At 30.9% G+C, this 16012-nt stretch carries 17 protein-coding genes; 3 read left to right on the top strand and 14 right to left on the bottom strand.

What is annotated here, in order from left to right; genetic code table 11:
- The first annotated feature begins 308 nt into the window (after positions 1-308).
- Complete coding sequence (locus IC758_RS04415; RefSeq protein WP_227433370.1) at positions 309-653, top strand: hypothetical protein; 345 nt, start codon at positions 309-311, stop codon at positions 651-653.
- 162 nt (positions 654-815) lie between these two features.
- On the opposite strand, the gene IC758_RS04410 is transcribed toward IC758_RS04415, so the two are convergent.
- The 10 genes from IC758_RS04410 to nadE all read right to left on the bottom strand — a co-directional run bounded on the left by IC758_RS04410 (position 816) and on the right by nadE (position 11374).
- A complete protein-coding gene (locus tag IC758_RS04410; RefSeq protein ID WP_227433371.1) occupies positions 816-2192 on the bottom strand; it encodes a sigma-54 interaction domain-containing protein in 1377 nt (458 codons plus the stop codon).
- 98 nt (positions 2193-2290) lie between these two features.
- Entirely contained in the window at positions 2291-3310 is a 1020-nt protein-coding gene (locus IC758_RS04405) for an electron transfer flavoprotein subunit alpha/FixB family protein (RefSeq protein ID WP_413927702.1), read from the bottom strand.
- Between the two features lie 13 nt (positions 3311-3323).
- Positions 3324-4118: an electron transfer flavoprotein subunit beta/FixA family protein gene (locus IC758_RS04400; protein ID WP_227433373.1), complete on the bottom strand. Its 795-nt coding sequence runs from the start codon at positions 4116-4118 to the stop codon at positions 3324-3326.
- 10 nt (positions 4119-4128) lie between these two features.
- Positions 4129-5271 carry an acryloyl-CoA reductase gene (gene acrC, locus IC758_RS04395; protein WP_227433374.1) on the bottom strand — a complete coding sequence of 381 codons (1143 nt, stop codon included), beginning with the start codon at positions 5269-5271 and terminating at the stop codon, positions 4129-4131.
- Positions 5272-5289: 18 nt separating this feature from the next.
- A complete protein-coding gene (locus tag IC758_RS04390; RefSeq protein WP_227433375.1) occupies positions 5290-6522 on the bottom strand; it encodes a CaiB/BaiF CoA transferase family protein in 1233 nt (410 codons plus the stop codon).
- A 137-nt stretch (positions 6523-6659) separates the two neighbouring features.
- Positions 6660-8000, bottom strand: coding sequence for a GntP family permease (locus tag IC758_RS04385; RefSeq protein WP_227860789.1), 1341 nt, complete (start codon positions 7998-8000; stop codon positions 6660-6662).
- Positions 8001-8100: 100 nt separating this feature from the next.
- Positions 8101-8895: an enoyl-CoA hydratase-related protein gene (locus IC758_RS04380; RefSeq protein WP_227482979.1), complete on the bottom strand. Its 795-nt coding sequence runs from the start codon at positions 8893-8895 to the stop codon at positions 8101-8103.
- 603 nt (positions 8896-9498) lie between these two features.
- A complete protein-coding gene (locus IC758_RS04375; RefSeq protein ID WP_227433378.1) occupies positions 9499-9657 on the bottom strand; it encodes a hypothetical protein in 159 nt (52 codons plus the stop codon).
- Positions 9658-9813: 156 nt separating this feature from the next.
- Positions 9814-10536, bottom strand: coding sequence for a YebC/PmpR family DNA-binding transcriptional regulator (locus tag IC758_RS04370; RefSeq protein WP_227433379.1), 723 nt, complete (start codon positions 10534-10536; stop codon positions 9814-9816).
- Positions 10537-10618: 82 nt separating this feature from the next.
- On the bottom strand, positions 10619-11374 hold the full coding sequence (nadE, locus tag IC758_RS04365) for an NAD(+) synthase (protein ID WP_227433380.1): 756 nt from the start codon (positions 11372-11374) through the stop codon (positions 10619-10621).
- Positions 11375-11551: 177 nt separating this feature from the next.
- Here nadE and IC758_RS04360 point away from each other — a divergent pair, with 177 nt between their 5' ends.
- Both IC758_RS04360 and IC758_RS04355 read left to right on the top strand, forming a co-directional pair.
- The gene (locus IC758_RS04360; RefSeq protein WP_227433381.1) at positions 11552-11938 is read left to right on the top strand and encodes a sulfite exporter TauE/SafE family protein; all 387 of its coding nucleotides are present in this window, start codon (positions 11552-11554) and stop codon (positions 11936-11938) included.
- Positions 11938-12309, top strand: coding sequence for a sulfite exporter TauE/SafE family protein (locus tag IC758_RS04355; RefSeq protein WP_227433382.1), 372 nt, complete (start codon positions 11938-11940; stop codon positions 12307-12309). Before IC758_RS04360 ends, IC758_RS04355 begins: the two co-directional genes overlap by 1 nt.
- A gap of 118 nt (positions 12310-12427) precedes the next feature.
- On the opposite strand, the gene IC758_RS04350 is transcribed toward IC758_RS04355, so the two are convergent.
- The 4 genes from IC758_RS04350 to hflX form a co-directional block, all read right to left on the bottom strand.
- The gene (locus IC758_RS04350; RefSeq protein WP_227482980.1) at positions 12428-13072 is read right to left on the bottom strand and encodes a YigZ family protein; all 645 of its coding nucleotides are present in this window, start codon (positions 13070-13072) and stop codon (positions 12428-12430) included.
- Positions 13073-13361: 289 nt separating this feature from the next.
- Complete coding sequence (locus IC758_RS04345) at positions 13362-13805, bottom strand: NUDIX domain-containing protein (protein ID WP_227433384.1); 444 nt, start codon at positions 13803-13805, stop codon at positions 13362-13364.
- A gap of 85 nt (positions 13806-13890) precedes the next feature.
- Positions 13891-14559 (bottom strand): HEAT repeat domain-containing protein, encoded by a 669-nt coding sequence (locus IC758_RS04340; protein ID WP_227845553.1) that lies wholly within the window; start codon positions 14557-14559, stop codon positions 13891-13893.
- 7 nt (positions 14560-14566) lie between these two features.
- Positions 14567-15850 carry a GTPase HflX gene (hflX, locus tag IC758_RS04335; protein WP_227482981.1) on the bottom strand — a complete coding sequence of 428 codons (1284 nt, stop codon included), beginning with the start codon at positions 15848-15850 and terminating at the stop codon, positions 14567-14569.
- Positions 15851-16012 lie beyond the last annotated feature (162 nt).

Raw genomic sequence — 16012 nt, 5'->3', positions numbered from 1 at the left:
ACAGTTGAGATATTTAAAGTTAAATTTATATAAAACACCTTTATTTATATATCATCTTTATTTATATATCATTTAGATTAGATATATTTTTTATTTTCTTTTTTAGTTTTTCGGGTTAGTAAGGGGTTAGTAATTTAGATTTTCATAGGAAATTATTTTTAAAATTAGTTTTTATTTATAGCTAATTTATTTATGTTGTGATTAAATAAAACTAAATATAATTTAAATAATTCCTTGAGATAAATTTAATAAAACTTAGAGTCCTTATCTAAGCTTAAAATACTAAAATTATTAGGAGGATATAAATTATGGACCAAATTAAGCGCTTACACGAATTGCAACAAAAGTCATACTTAACTAAAGAAGAATTTGAGGAGTTAAAAAACAACACATATATTGAAAAATTTGAATTGAGAGATGAATGTGACAACTCTTATATTTATAATTTTTACACTAATGATAAATGTAATGATATAAAATTTATAAAATCACAATTTATTGTTACTCTTATAAAAAACGGTTTTTTATGTGATTGTGGTGGTGTATTTAGACAAAAGAAAATAGTTGATGAATATGATTACGGATATAATGCTATATATAAATGTGATTCTTGTGGAAAAGAACTTGATAAAGAAGTGGAAAATTATGATTAAATAATAAGATAAATATTTTAAAACATTTTTTATAAATATTAAATAAAGTAAAAATCACTCTAATTTTGAACTATACCCACTGTTTTATACAGTTAAAACAGTGGGTATAGTTCACTGTATAAGGGTGATTTTTTGTGTGCCTTAATCTTAATTCAAGTCATCTTAATTGTTTAATTCAATTTCATACTTTTTTATTTTCTTATACAAAAGACTTTTGTGTATTCCCATAACCTCTGCTGCCTTGGAACATTTCCAATTGTACTTCCTTAATACATCAATAATTAAACTCTTCTCATAATTTTCAACCATTTCATGAATTGAGCAATTACTATCCACATTACATTGAGCTACTCTGCTTATATTATCCATTTTAGATGGAAGGTCACACATCATAATGACCATATCATCACTTACAGCATAAGCACTTTTTATTACATTTTGCAGTTCTCTTATATTTCCTGGCCAAATATAGTTAATAAAACAATTTTTAACTTTATCACTTAAAACCTTCAATTCCTTATATTCAACATTTAATTTATTTAGTATATAATTTGCTAACAATAAAATATCATCTTGTCTGTCCTTTAATTCCATCATATGAATATTTATTACATTTAACCTATAGTATAAATCTTCTCTAAATAATCCCTCTTCAACCATTTTACTTAAATTCTTTCTTGTAGCAGAGATTACTCTTACATCTATTTTTATAGTTTTAAGACCTCCAACTGGTTCTATTTCACTTTCCTGAAGAACTCTTAAAAGTTTTGCTTGCATGGTCAAAGGCATGTCACCTATTTCATCTAAGAAGATTGTGCCATTATTTGCAACTAAAAACTTACCTTTTTTGCCTCCTTTTTTTGCTCCTGTAAAAGCTCCTTCGTCATACCCAAATAGCTCTGATTCTAATAGTTCTTCTGGTATTGCAGCACAGTTTATACTAACCATAGGCTTGTCTGCTCTACTGCTATTATTGTGAATTGCTCTAGCAAAGACTTCTTTACCTGTACCTGTTTCACCTGTTAAAAGCACTGAGAAGTTCGTTTTAGAAGCTTTCATACCTGTCTTCTTAAGTTCTATGAAATCTCTATTTTCACCTATGAGCTTGTCAAAACTACATTTATCCTTGAACTGTTCTTTATAATATTGGAGTTCCATATATTCTGACATTAACTTTTTAGCTACATCAAAGGATTGTAATCTAAATTTAACTTGAGCTACCCCTGCAACTACTTCTCCATTATCATTCTCCACATAAGACCTACTTACTATTACACTTTTTTCTTTTGTTTTTCCACCTGAGTAATGGTGTATAGCTCCTTCTTCACAATATTTATCTCTCATAATATCTAACATTTTTGTATTTGGTATAATACTTTGTATATTGTGTCCTATTATATCGTCTCTTTCTTTCCCTAAGAAGTCACAATATTTATCGTTAATATCTATGATTACTCCATCTTTATTTACAACAATAAAACCATCATCAGTCATGGATAATACTCTTGCAAATATATCCTTATACCAGTGCTCTTTCATTGTTTCATCCCTCCACTATAACCTTCAGCAAAAATAATAAGTCTTACAATACAATATTATAAGACTTACCATTCTATATATTCAATGTTTTCTAGAAGTTACCTATTTAATAATTCTATCATTTCAGGTAGAATTTCATATAAATCCCCTACAATTCCATAGTCACATATACTGAAAATAGGTGCCTTTGAATCTTTATTTATAGCAACTATATATTTAGAATCACTCATACCTGCTAAATGCTGTATTGCTCCAGATATCCCGCACGCAATGTATAACTCTGGTCTAACAGTAGTTCCTGTTTGTCCCACTTGATGAGAATGTTCTATCCACCCTGAATCTACTGCCGCTCTTGAAGCACCAATTTCTGCCCCCAATTTATCAGCTAATTCTTTTATTAGTTCAAATCCTTCTGCCCTCTTTAATCCTCTTCCTGCTGATACTATTATTCTAGCATCAGTTAGATTTATAGATTTCTTTTCTTTTGGAAGAATTTCTACTAATCTAGTTCTAATCATTTTTTCATTAAGTTCTGGAGTAACAACCTCTAAAACTCCAGTCTTTGATTCAGTTCTTACAGCTTTTGCCATAACACCTGGTCGAACTGTTGACATCTGTGGTCTATTTTTTGGACAAACAATAGTAGCCATTAAATTTCCACCAAAGGCTGGTCTTGTTTGTAATAACTTATTATCTGTTGAATCTATTTCAAGTTTTGTACAGTCAGCAGTTAGACCTGTTCCAACTTTACCTGCAATTCTAGGTGCGATATCTCTTCCTATAGAAGTAGCTCCAACTAGTACAACCTCTGGCTTTTTCTCTTCAATTAAACCTGCAATTGAAATTGCATATCCATCAGTTGTGAAATCTTTAAGAAGAGGGTCGTTGATATAATAAGCTTTATCAACACTATAGTGAAGTAACTCCTTTACTTCTTTCTCTACTTCATATCCAGCTATTACAACTGCAAGCTCTTTTCCTAATTGGTCAGCAAGCTTTCTTCCTTCACCAATAAGTTCTATAGTAACAGGATTTATTTTACCTTCCCTTTGCTCTCCTATTACCCAAACACCATTATAATCATTTAAATTTATACCTTGATTAACTTTTGCTCTCATCATCTTAACACTCCTATACTAGTTTCAAATCGAATAGTATTTCTATTAGTTTCTCAGCTTTTTCCTTTTTATTTATACCTTCGATTATTTCATTATGCTTGTCTTTAACTGGTACAAAAGACTTGTAAACATTTGTAGGCGAACCCTTTAATCCAATTTGAGTTGTATCAACAGCTAAGTCTTCAAGTGTTAACACAGTAATCTTTGCATCTCCATTATTGTAAGCTTCTAAGATTCCTTTGACACTTGGATATCTTGGATTATTTAACTCTTTTATAGCAGTTAATAAAACTGGCATCTTTGCTTCTATTAAATAATCTCCTGTCTCTGTATAACGAGTTACTAGTAATTTATCATCTTGAACCTTTACTTCTTTTGCATATGTAACCTGTGGGACACCTAAGAATTCTGCAACCTCTGGTCCAACCTGAGCTGTATCTCCATCTATAGCTTGTCTTCCACAGAATATTACATCATACTTTCCAACCTTCTCTATAGCAGCAGCAATAATTGTAGATGTAGCCCAAGTGTCTGAACCACCAAAAGCTCTATCTGAAATTAAATATGCTTCGTCAGCACCCATTGCCAAAGCTTCTTTTAAAGCACTTTTAGCTTGAGGGGGTCCCATGCTTACAACCTTAATCACTGCTCCTAGTTCATCTTTTATTTTTAAAGCTTCTTCTAAAGCATTTCTATCATCTGGATTGATTATACTTGGTACACCATCTCTTATTAGAGTACCTGTCTCTTTATTTATTTTAACTTCGTTAGTATCTGGAACTTGTTTTAAACAAACAACTATATTCATGCTCTTCCTCCTATCCTAGTACTGCTCTTGAAATAACAACCTTGTGTATTTCTGAAGTACCTTCGTAAATTTCTGTTATCTTGGCATCTCTGTACATTCTCTCTAATGGATAATCCTTCATATATCCATATCCTCCATGGATTTGAAGAGCTAGGTTTGTAACCTCTCTTGCAGTACGTGACGCATTGTATTTTGCCATAGCAGCTTCTTTAGTGTGTCTTTCCCCTCTAGCTTTCAGGTCTGCAGCATAATATACTAACAACTTTGCTGATTCCACCATAGTCGCCATATCTGCTATATACCATTGAATACCTTGCAAAGCTGAAATTGGCTTGCCAAACTGAACTCTTTCTTTAGAATATTTGATACTCTCTTCTAAAGCGCCTTCCGCAATTCCTACAGCTTGAGCTCCAACTCCAATTCTTGCTCCATCTAGACAAGTCATAGCTATGTTAAAGCCTTTCCCTTCTTTTCCTAATAAATTAGACTTTGGAACTCTACAATTATCAAATATTAACTCTGCAGTTTCTGAACCATGGATACCCATTTTTTCTTCAATTTTTCCTATTGAAAAACCTGGCGTACCTTTGTCAACGATGATAGCAGACATGCCCTTTATTCCCTTTGATGGCTCTGTCAATGCAAATATTATTAATGATTCTGCTTGACCTCCACCAGAAATAAAACACTTAGTCCCATTTAAGACGTATTCATCAGTTGCTTCATCAATAATTGCAGTTGTTGCAGCTCTTGCAGCATCTGAACCAGCATTAGGCTCAGTTAAAGCAAAGGCACCTACACACCCACCTTCAGCCATCATTGGAAGGTATTTTTTCTTTTGTTCCTCAGTACCAAATTTCAAAATAGCTTGAGCGTATATTGTGTGTATTGATAATATTGCTGCAGATGCTGCACATTTTTTGGCAACCTCAGTAACAACAATTACCTTTTCTATATCTGCTCCACCAGAACCGCCATACTCTACAGGTGTTCCAATACCATTAAATCCTATTTTAGCCATTTTGCTAAAAAGCTCTCTTGGAAAAATACCTGTTCTATCTGTTTCAGCAGCTATTGGTGCTATTTCATTCTCTGCAAATTCTTTTGCTACTCTTTGAAGCATTAGTTGTGCTTCTGTTAATCTAAAATCCATAAAATTTCCTCCTATTCATTAACGTACTTCACATGTTTCTTTATTCATTGCTACAATTCCAGACTCAATTAGAACTTCTATATCAGAATCACTGTATCCAAGCTCTCTCAATATCTCATCTGAATGTTCTCCTATAAGTGGAGCATCACAAGTCATGTTAACTTCAATATTCCCAAACTTAACTGGAGTGGATGCAAGCATTGTCTTATTTCCATTTTTACTTGTATGTTCATATATATAGTTATTAGCAATAGCTTGTTCATCAGTTACCACATCATTAACATGTTGAATTCTCTCATGGGCTATATCCGCAGTAGTAAGCTTTTCAACCATCTCATTTTGAGTAAATTTTGCAAATTCACCATCCAAAATATTAATAAGTTCTGTAGCATTTTTCTTACTTTCTACTGAAGATGCAAATTTCTCTTCTTTTATTAAATCTTCTCTTCCAAATAATCTGCAAAGTGCCTCAAAATATCTTTCATGCTCTAGAATGCTTAAGAATATCCACTTTCCATCCTTACAACGATAAGAGTTTATTACTGGAGAAATGGCATTTTTTCTAGTTTTTGGATACTCATCACTAAACTGTGTAGATGCTAATAAAGATGATGCATTCCATATTGCTTGTCCAAATAAAGATGCCATTACTTTTTGTCCTTTTCCAGTTTTAGATTGTTGGTATAAAGCTGCACATATACCTCCAGATAAACTGCAAGAAGTTGTGGCATCTCCAAAGGCTATAGGTGGGTTTATTGGACTTGTATCCTTCTCTGCAATATCAAGCATAGCTCCACTTCTTGCCCAAAAAGCAACTGTATCAAAACCTGCATTATCCTTAGCAGGTCCGAAATCACCAAACCCATTTATTTGTCCCCAGATAAGATGTGGATGCTTTTTACTTAATGATTCATAGTCAAGACCTAGTCTTTTTAGCGCTCCTGTTCTATAGCTTGAAACAAATACGTTTGCTTCACTTAAAAGCTTATCCATAATTTCAATTCCAGCCTCACTCTTAAGATTTATAGACAAGCCTCTTTTATTTGAATTATATGTGCTGTAAAAAGGATTATTATAATCATCTATTGGCATTGTCATTGTTGCCCCTGTCTTTCTTCCTGGGTCTCCAAAGCTTGGTTCTACCTTAATAACATCAGCACCCCAGTCAGCTAATATTTTAGAAGTACCTGGACCTGCTACAAAATATGTTAAGTCAATGACCTTAACTCCTTCTAATGGTTTATTTAACACTTTCAATTCCTCCTTATACTGTCAACTTGGTATTTTAAATATGGTATTTATGTTATTAAAACATAAAATTTATTATACATACTTTGAAAATTGATTCTACAATATCAAAATATAATTTATACTTTTTATCTTTTCTGTTATGGTAATCCTGGGAACATCGTAAACAGAAGAACTGCTACTACAGTTCCAATAATCGGGGTTAAAACAGTTACCCAGAATATTGGCATATAAGCATCCTTATGTGATTCATTACATAGACCATTTGTTACAGTAACGATATATCCATTGTGTGGAAGTGAATCTAATGCTGCTGACGAAATTGCCATAGTTCTAGTTAATGCAGCAGCAGAAACACCCTTAGCTAAAAATACTGGTCCAAGAAGTGGAGCCGCAATTCCAAGTCCACCTGAAGCTGACCCACAGATACCTGCAATAACTGTAGTCCCAACTGCAGCCCCTGCAATAGGAGGTCCAGGAATATTAGTCATAGCATTAACTATGAAGTCAAAACCAACTGCTGATTTTACAACTGAGCCAAATGCAACTACAGCACAAGTATTACATATTGCTACTACTGTAGTTTTACATGCATCACCAACATGTCCAACTATTTTGGTATTATCTTGATATTTATTTAACAATAAATACACTAATAAAGCTCCAATAAATACTCCTACCTCAATTGGTACTATTGCTTTTCCATTAATTTTCACATTGATTATTAAGATTGATACTATTAATGGAATTAATGCAATTAGACCATTAGGACCATTTTCTCTCTTGGAATTAGTTGCTGCTACTTCATCAAATGTATCTGATTCATGTGCTATAAAGTGCCCACCATTAGCCTTTTCTTTTGAAACCATTTTGTATAAAATAATGCTTCCAACTATAAACATTACTGCACATGATATAAATCCATTTACTGCTCCAGCCATAATATCTGTTCCTAATGTTGAAGCTGGGACAATATTATGAATCTGAGGTGCCCCTGGTGCAACCATAGCAAAAGTTGAACATCCAAAAGTCAAGGCTGCTGGTATAAATCGTCGTGGCAAATCAGCTTCTTTAAAAATTTCTAAAGCTATCGGAAACACAGCAAAACTTACAACAAAAACGCTTACTCCCCCATAGGCTAATATTCCACAAGCTATTGGAATAGAAAGTAATGCTTTATCCTTCCCAATCCATCTTACAATCATCTTAGCAATAGATTTTGCTCCTCCAGTAATCTCCATTATTTTTCCCATTAAGGTACCTGTTAGGAAAATAAAGAAATTTGCCTGAAGAAATCCAACAAATCCTGTCATATAATCCACCTTAAGTGCATCATACACATTTAAATTTCCTGTTATAGCAACTAATAATGAACATACAATTGCTATTATAAAAATATTTACGCCCTTCATAACCATTACAACTAGAAGGGATAGGGCTATGATAATCCCTACTAAACTTATAATTACTCCCGTATTCATAAATTAACTCCTTTTAAAATTAAACTATAAAACTATATGTATTTTTTCACGAAATTTAGATTTTAAATATGTTCTATATTTGTTTCAATAGTTATAATAGCTACTTATTTTCAAAAATCGGTTTTCTCTTTTCTATAAAGGCATTCATTCCTTCTTGCTTATCTCTTGTAGCAAAAGTTAAACCTGCAATATCTTTCTCTAATTCAAGAGCATTTTTTAAATCCATATCTATCCCCTTATTAATAACAACTTTTGCATATCTTATTGCTATTGGTGCTTTTTCAACTATTTGGTTCATCATATTCATCGACTCTTGTAAAAGCAAATCACTTGGAACCACTTTATTAATAAGACCAATAGATTTAGCTTCTTCTGCATCTACTTGCCTTCCTGTAAAAATTAATTCCTTGGCTATCCCAGTTCCAACAAGTCTTGATAATCTTTGAGTTCCACCAAAACATGGAATGACTCCTAAATTAACTTCAGGTTGCCCAAATATAGCCTTTTCTGATGCAATTCTAATGTCACAGCTCATAGCAAGTTCACATCCACCACCTAATGCATATCCATTAACTGCTGCTATTACTGTTTTCTCAAGAGCTTCAATTTTATCGAAAATCCCTTGGGCATAACCTGCATATTTTCTGCCTTCTTCACTTTTATAGTTTTGCATCTGACGTATGTCAGCTCCAGCTACAAAAACTTTGCCTTCTCCAGTAATAATAACTCCTAATATTTCATCCTTTTCTGATACTACATCAATAACTTGAGATAATTCTCTAAGAGTGTCATTGTTAAGAGCATTTAAAGCTTTAGGTCTATTTATAGTAATAACACAGACTTTATCCTTAACTTCCACCTTAAGATTTTTCAAATTGTCCATTACAAATCCCATCATATTCCCCCCATTATTCATTGTTATTTTTTCTACACTTTCTTGTTAATATATAGTAGCAAGTTCTACGCCAACTTATATTTAATTTCTCTATTTTTGTTAAAAAACTGTTTTTTTTGATAAAATAAACAAAATATACATAAATTTCACTGAATTTTTAATAATTTTTAACTTTAGAATTGATTAGATTGTAATTCACGAAAGAATTTTTATCCAACAAAACCCATAAAACAATATTTTTGTCTCATTTTCGAGAAAATACTTAAAAAACACAGTCTCATTTTTGAGAATGCGGTCTCACTTTTGATATTTTCACTAAAATAGTTTAGGTAATATATTCACAAGTTTATTTGAACTCTAATAAAGAAGCCTTTATTCAACATATAAATAGTTTATTCTCTATTAATTTGAGTAGTTAATATTTTAGCTTAATATATCTATGTATCTGTTCCAATATTATAAATTTTTTAACGAAAATAGGAAAATCCAAAAAGACTTAGTGTCTAAATAGATTTTCCTATCTTAAATGCTTCTGATAATTTTAGATTTGATTTACAATTTTTAGAAGATAATGAATATTATATTTATACTTTTCCTCTAAAATTAGATAACTCCATTTTCTTTTAAATCATTTATTTTACCACTATCAAAGCCAAGCCAACTTCTATAAATCTCCTCATTATTTTCTCCTAAAGATGGCGCTGGTACATTAATTTGAGCTTTTGTTGTCATCAACTTAACTGGATTTCCATTGACTCTCATATCTCCTATAATAGGATGTTTAATATCTACAATATTTTATAAGATATATTTTTATAGAACAATTTTTATAGACATAAAAACACCTCTGAACCATATTAACATATTATTATGCAAACATGGCTCAGAGGTGTATATATTTCTAAGATATTAGAATATTTATTCTTCCATTTCCCAGTTATGATATATATCTTGAACATCATCATCTTCTTCAAGCATATCAACTAATTTATTCATCATTTTTAAATGAGATTCTTCAGTTAGTACAGTTGTAGTTTGAGGTATCATCTTTACATCAGCAGATATAAATTCATACCCTTTTGCTTTTAATTCATCACGAACACTAGAAAAATCTTCTGGTGTAGTTATTATTTCATAACCATCTTCTTCTGTTATAAAATCTTCAGCACCTGCTTCTAATGCAACATCCATTAATTCTTCCTCTGAAACGCCATCTCCTGCACCAACTAATATTTGTCCTTTGTTATCAAACATAAAAGACACACATCCAGTAGTTCCTAGGTTTCCTCCGTTTTTATCAAAGTAATATCTTACATTACCAGCAGTTCTATTTTTATTGTCAGTTAAAGTCTCTACTATAACAGCAACCCCACCAGGTCCATATCCTTCATAAACTATAGTTTCATAGTCTTCTCCAGCACCTGCACCTGCACCTTTAGCAACAGCTCTATCTATATTATCATTTGGCATATTATCTGCCTTAGCTTTTTCTATAGCTGTTTTTAATGCTGCATTATATTCTGGGTCTGCTCCACCTTCTTTAGCTGCAACGGCTATTGCTCTAGCATGTTTAGTAAATATTTTTGCTCTTTGAGCATCTTGTTTACCTTTTCTATTAATTATATTTCCTATACGTCCCATATTTCCACTCCTTAATACGTACAATTAATTATTCTAATTTTTATCACTTGTAAATTTTATCACAAATCTTGAAAATAGTAAATTAGAACTTAGGAGGTTGTGCAGGCGTTTTTCTCTTGTGTTCACTTATTCTATGAAGTCTTTCTATTATCTCTTGGTCTCTTTGAGGAACTTCATCTAATCTACCTTCTAATACAGCATCTATCATATTGTAAGTAGTTCCCATTTCATTTTCATCTGTTTGTCCTTCCCAAAGACCTGCTGAAGGAGCTTTATTTATTAAATCTTCATGAACACCAAGTTCTTTTGCCCATTCGTATACTTCAGCTTTAGTTAAATTTGCAATTGGTAAAATGTCAACTCCACCATCACCAAACTTAGTAAAGTATCCAGTGTGTATTTCTGCAGCATTATCTGTACCAACAACTAAATATCCTAAGTTATTAGCAATTGTGTAAATAGTACTCATTCTTACTCTTGCTCTTAAATTTGCATCTGTCATTTTTAAATATTCTTCTCTATATAAATGTTTCTCTTTTAAATTTCCTACCACCATGTCTAATATAGCACTTTGTGGTTCTATAAGGTCTAAATCAAGATATTCTATATCACATCCTTCTATAACCTTAAGTGCATCTTCTCTATCTTGAGGATTACTTTTTATGCTCATTATAACTCCCATAGAGTTTTCTGGAAAAGCTTTTTTAATTAAATTGGCAACTACTGCTGAATCAATTCCTCCAGATACACCAACAATTAATCCTTTTGCATTTGCCTCATTAACCTTATTTTTAAGCCATTCTACAGTTTTGTCTATTTGTATTTTTATATTCGACATTGTTATCTCCTCTCAATTTACTACTTTGTTTTAATATATTATACCATATATTAATATGTTGTTTTAACATGTTTTTTTTTATTCAAATTTAAGCAAAAATGAAAGATTATATTTAATATTATTTTATATAAATATAATTTGCCTATTTTGGTAAAACTATTTTAGAAGGTGGTTTTTATGAAAAATACTAATAACTTAAGGAAAAAATATTTTGATTTCAATATAAAAAATACGATAATTGGAGTATTTACAGGATTTATAAACGGAGTATTTGGCTCTGGAGGTGGTACTCTTTTAGTCCCAATATTAAATGATATTGTGAAGGTAGAAGAACATAAATCTCATGCAACAGCTCTTTCTATAATCATTTTCTTGACAACAGCAAGTTCTGTTTTATATGTTTCTAAAGGAACTTACGACATTAACTTAACAATAAAAGTTGCGGCAGGAAGTATTGTTGGTGGTATTATAGGGGCTAAATTACTAAATAAAGTTACTGGAAAGTTTCTTAGGATTTCTTTTGGCTTGATTATGATAATTGCAGCATTAAGGATGGTGTTTTAATGTTATTTGCTTTAATTGGATTTTTTGCAGGAATTATTGGAGGAATGGGAATGGGCGGTGGAACTATTCTTATTCCTGCTCTCGTTTTACTTGCTGGTATAGATACTAAAATAGCACAGAGTGTAAACTTACTTTCCTCCATACCTATGACTTTGATAGCATTAGCTATACATATCAAAAATAAAAACGTAATTTTCAAATTAGTTATTCCAATAGCTGTATTTGGAGTGTTAGGAGCTATATTTGGCTCACTATTAGCTAATTATTTATCGTCTGATATATTGAAGAAAATATTTGGAGTGTTTTTACTTTTAGTTGGTTTATTTGAAGTTAAAAAAGGATTCTGTGCAAAGTCTGATAAAAGCCATTAAATTATTTTAATATAAATTAATGGCTTTTATTTTCTATATAACTATTCTATTTTTATGCTTTTATCTTCTATATTGCTACTCTACTTTTTTACTTTTAGCTTAAATTACAGTAAGATTTTTATAGTAAAATTTCTCCATCCTGTTCAGATAAATAAAATTCTTCTCCTAAAACTATCTTTCCTGTTCCACTTGTTATATCAATCATTTTCTCTGATAGTTTTTCCACATCTTCTAACTTTGAATATACTATTATCTCAACATTATCCTCATATATGGTATCTTTTATAAAGTACCCTAAATTCATCAGTTCATTTTGTACCTTTCCAAGTTGAGTATAATCTATCTTAACTTTAACTTCTTGGTACATTACCTTACTAATTATTTTTCCAGCTTCTAAGCCTAATTTAGCACCTTTTGTATAAGCTCTAACCAGACCACCTGCACCTAATTTTATACCACCAAAATATCTAGTGACTACTACTACTACATCTCTCAAGTCCTCTTTTTTTATGACTTCTAATGTTGGTATCCCTGCTGTTCCTTGTGGCTCTCCATCATCACTATACCTTTGTATATTCATATTTTGTCCAACTGTATAAGCCCACACATTATGATTTGCATCTTTGTGTTTTTTCTTTATTTCATTTATAAATTCTACTGCTTCTTCTTCACTTTGTATAGGCTTAGCATATCCAATAAAAACAGATTTTTCAATTGTTATTTCATCTGTTCCAAATTCGTGTAATGTCCTATAATTACTCATTATAACTCCTCCTATTTTTGTCATTTGCTAAAATATATCTTTATTTATAAAAATTACTCCAATTAAAATGTAAATAGAATTTTTAGTATTCATTTAGTTAGCATTATAAGATAATTATATAATAAAATCACAAGATTTTTAATTTTTATTTTTAATATAATTTATTGATACATAAATCAATATAATTTATTAAAATACAAATCAGATAAACTATAAAGTATACATTTCTAAAACTTGGAATTAAAAAAGGAAGGGTCTATCCCTTCCTCAAAACTCTATAAATTCACTACTAGTTTGCTGGAACATCGTCGCCCTCTGAAACTAATTTCTTTAATTCTTTAAACTTTTTATAAGATACTTCAACTAAAGCTTGCTCTTTATGATGTGACAACATTTCTAAAGCATCTTTTATCTTGTAAAATCCACCTTCTTGGAATTCAGGAGCAAGTACACATTCAGTATTACAAGCTTCCATAACATACCACATTATCGCATTGCAAACTTCTTGTTGTCTACTTCTTGAGAAAAATTCATACATAGTATCGCCAGCTACATCTATCATTTTAGCGTCTATGCCAGTTTCTACTTTAACTCTTTCAACAGCACTTTCATATGGAAGTCCTCCTCCAAGTATCTTTCCTTTTGGAAGTGTCCATTCACCTCTATCATTTTTTACAATAAGTACTTTATTAGCATAAAACACTACTCCACCTGCACAACGTCTTACTATCATTTGAAACCCCTCCCATTAATTTATTAATTACCTTGTTAAACTCCATAAATAAATCATTAAGTAAACAAATTGCTTTAATAAAAAATTACTTTTTCAAATTTGATAATGCTTCAATGGCTTCATCATAAGCTCTAAGCACGTACTCTTTTTCAAAATTCTTATTCTTATCTTTTAACTGCTGTAAAATCTTTAAACTGTTTTCATCTCCTAATTTTGAAAGAGCTTTTGCACAATATTGTCTAGTTTGTGCATTTTTATCGTAGAGACCTTTTTGTAAGACTTCTCTACTACTTGGTGACTCAATCTTTCTTATTGCTGAATAAGTTATTCTTCTAATATCTGAGTGTCTGTGGTTTGTGAGCTGATGGAGTAACTTCAAAAATCTATCATCTTTTAGCTCACCTGTTGCCCAAATTAAAACAATCAAATCTTCAGCATTTTTTTCTACAAGGATTCTTTTGAAAACCTTTCTCTTAAAGTATACCATTTTTTCGTCATCTAAGCTATCCATAAAATCAAGTCTCTTAATTTTATCTAATTCTAAAAATTTATCTAAAATGTCCTTAGATGCCTCAAAATCATCTTTTTGCATTTCTTTTATCTTCAACTTTGCTTGTATAAGTTGCTCACTTGCTTCAACATTTGAAATGTTTCTAATTTTACTAATTTGAGATACTGTTTTAGATTCTTTGTAAAGAAGATAGGTTATAAAATAATCTTCAAGATTATCTATATTTTCCCAATTTATATCCATATCAAACCTATTTTTCTAATATGTACTCTCTATAGATATTAAAATCTTCTTCATCTAAATTTACATCTAATGTTACACCATTTTCCCCATACTCAAAATTCTCCACATTGTATTTATCTTTTATTCTACTAAATATATCACCTCTTTCATAAGGTAACATCAAACTTACTGAATAAGTATTTTCCATTAAAGCAATTTCTATCATATTTAATAGTTTATCCATATTTATGCCTTGTTTTGCAGATATATACACAATATCTTCTTGACTCTTAGGATATATATCTAACTCTAGCTTATCTACTTTATTGTATACAAGTATATGTTTTTTATCATTTGCACCAAGTTCTTTTAATACACCTTCAGTTGTACTTTTTTGCAATTCATAACTAGTGTTCGTTGTGTCAATTACGTGTAAAATTAAATCTGCATATTGTACTTCTTCTAGTGTAGCCTTAAATGCCTCTACTAAATCATGGGGAAGTTTACTAACAAATCCAACAGTATCTACTACTAAAAATTCTTTCTTGTTTGGCAAAAGGGCTTTTCTTAAAGTTACATCTAAAGTTGCAAAAAGCATATCTTTTACAAAAACTTCTTTTTCTTGTTCATAATCCTTGTGTGTCTTTATTAATTCGTTTAGTAAGGTCGATTTTCCTGCATTTGTATATCCAACAAGTGCTACAATTGGTATATTTGATTTTAAACGCTTAACTCTTTGTGTCTCTCTATTCTTTTTTACCTCTTTAAGTTCACGTCTTATATCCGCTGCTTTATTAAGTATATGTCTTTTATCTACTTCTAACTTTTGTTCACCAGGTCCTCTCGTTCCAATTCCTGCACCAGTTCTACTCATTTCACCACCCATTCCATAAAGTCGTGGTAATCTGTATTTTAATTGTGCTAATTCGACCTGTAATTTACCTTCTTTACTAAGTGCTCTTTGAGCAAATATATCTAAAATTAAGGTAGTTCTATCTATTACTTTTTTTCCAACAACATTTTCAATATTCCTAATTTGAGCGCCAGATAATTCATCATTAAAAATTACTAAAGTAGCATCTAATGATTCACTATATGCTCTTATTTCCTCTACCTTACCTTTTCCTATATAATAAGCTGCATCAACAGCTTGCTTATTTTGAATTAAGCTACCTACAACCTCTGCTCCAGCAGCCTTCGCTAATTCTTTTAGTTCTTCCATGGATTCGTTAGTGTCTATATCATCACTTTTTTTAACTATTGTTGTCAAATTCAGACCTACAAGAAGTGCTCTTTCTTGAATTTCTTTCACTTAATCACCTCATTTTTTGTTATAAAACATAATCTAATTGTATTAAAAACACTTACATTATTTCTCTGTTGACTAATTATACCATTAATAATATGATTAAGAGTACTATATTATCAACTATTAATAAAAATATTGTATAATTATATTATCACCAAAATCTTA

The organism is Clostridioides sp. ES-W-0016-02 (assembly GCF_020641035.1).
In the GTDB taxonomy this organism is placed as follows: Bacteria; Bacillota; Clostridia; order Peptostreptococcales; family Peptostreptococcaceae; genus Clostridioides.
Note: the sequence above shows the minus strand (reverse complement) of the source record. Positions and strands in the feature narration are given on the sequence as shown.

What these genes read in the sequence shown, in the direction of transcription:
- IC758_RS04415 (WP_227433370.1), top strand. Translation starts at nt 309, where the DNA reads ATGGACCAAATTAAGCGCTTACACGAATTGCAACAAAAGTCATACTTA.
- IC758_RS04410 (WP_227433371.1), bottom strand. Translation starts at nt 2,192, where the DNA reads ATGAAAGAGCACTGGTATAAGGATATATTTGCAAGAGTATTATCCATG.
- IC758_RS04405 (WP_413927702.1), bottom strand. Translation starts at nt 3,310, where the DNA reads ATGAGAGCAAAAGTTAATCAAGGTATAAATTTAAATGATTATAATGGT.
- IC758_RS04400 (WP_227433373.1), bottom strand. Translation starts at nt 4,118, where the DNA reads ATGAATATAGTTGTTTGTTTAAAACAAGTTCCAGATACTAACGAAGTT.
- acrC (WP_227433374.1), bottom strand. Translation starts at nt 5,271, where the DNA reads ATGGATTTTAGATTAACAGAAGCACAACTAATGCTTCAAAGAGTAGCA.
- IC758_RS04385 (WP_227860789.1), bottom strand. Translation starts at nt 8,000, where the DNA reads ATGAATACGGGAGTAATTATAAGTTTAGTAGGGATTATCATAGCCCTA.
- IC758_RS04380 (WP_227482979.1), bottom strand. Translation starts at nt 8,895, where the DNA reads ATGGGATTTGTAATGGACAATTTGAAAAATCTTAAGGTGGAAGTTAAG.
- IC758_RS04375 (WP_227433378.1), bottom strand. Translation starts at nt 9,657, where the DNA reads ATGAGAGTCAATGGAAATCCAGTTAAGTTGATGACAACAAAAGCTCAA.
- IC758_RS04370 (WP_227433379.1), bottom strand. Translation starts at nt 10,536, where the DNA reads ATGGGACGTATAGGAAATATAATTAATAGAAAAGGTAAACAAGATGCT.
- nadE (WP_227433380.1), bottom strand. Translation starts at nt 11,374, where the DNA reads ATGTCGAATATAAAAATACAAATAGACAAAACTGTAGAATGGCTTAAA.
- IC758_RS04360 (WP_227433381.1), top strand. Translation starts at nt 11,552, where the DNA reads ATGAAAAATACTAATAACTTAAGGAAAAAATATTTTGATTTCAATATA.
- IC758_RS04355 (WP_227433382.1), top strand. Translation starts at nt 11,938, where the DNA reads ATGTTATTTGCTTTAATTGGATTTTTTGCAGGAATTATTGGAGGAATG.
- IC758_RS04350 (WP_227482980.1), bottom strand. Translation starts at nt 13,072, where the DNA reads ATGAGTAATTATAGGACATTACACGAATTTGGAACAGATGAAATAACA.
- IC758_RS04345 (WP_227433384.1), bottom strand. Translation starts at nt 13,805, where the DNA reads ATGATAGTAAGACGTTGTGCAGGTGGAGTAGTGTTTTATGCTAATAAA.
- IC758_RS04340 (WP_227845553.1), bottom strand. Translation starts at nt 14,559, where the DNA reads ATGGATATAAATTGGGAAAATATAGATAATCTTGAAGATTATTTTATA.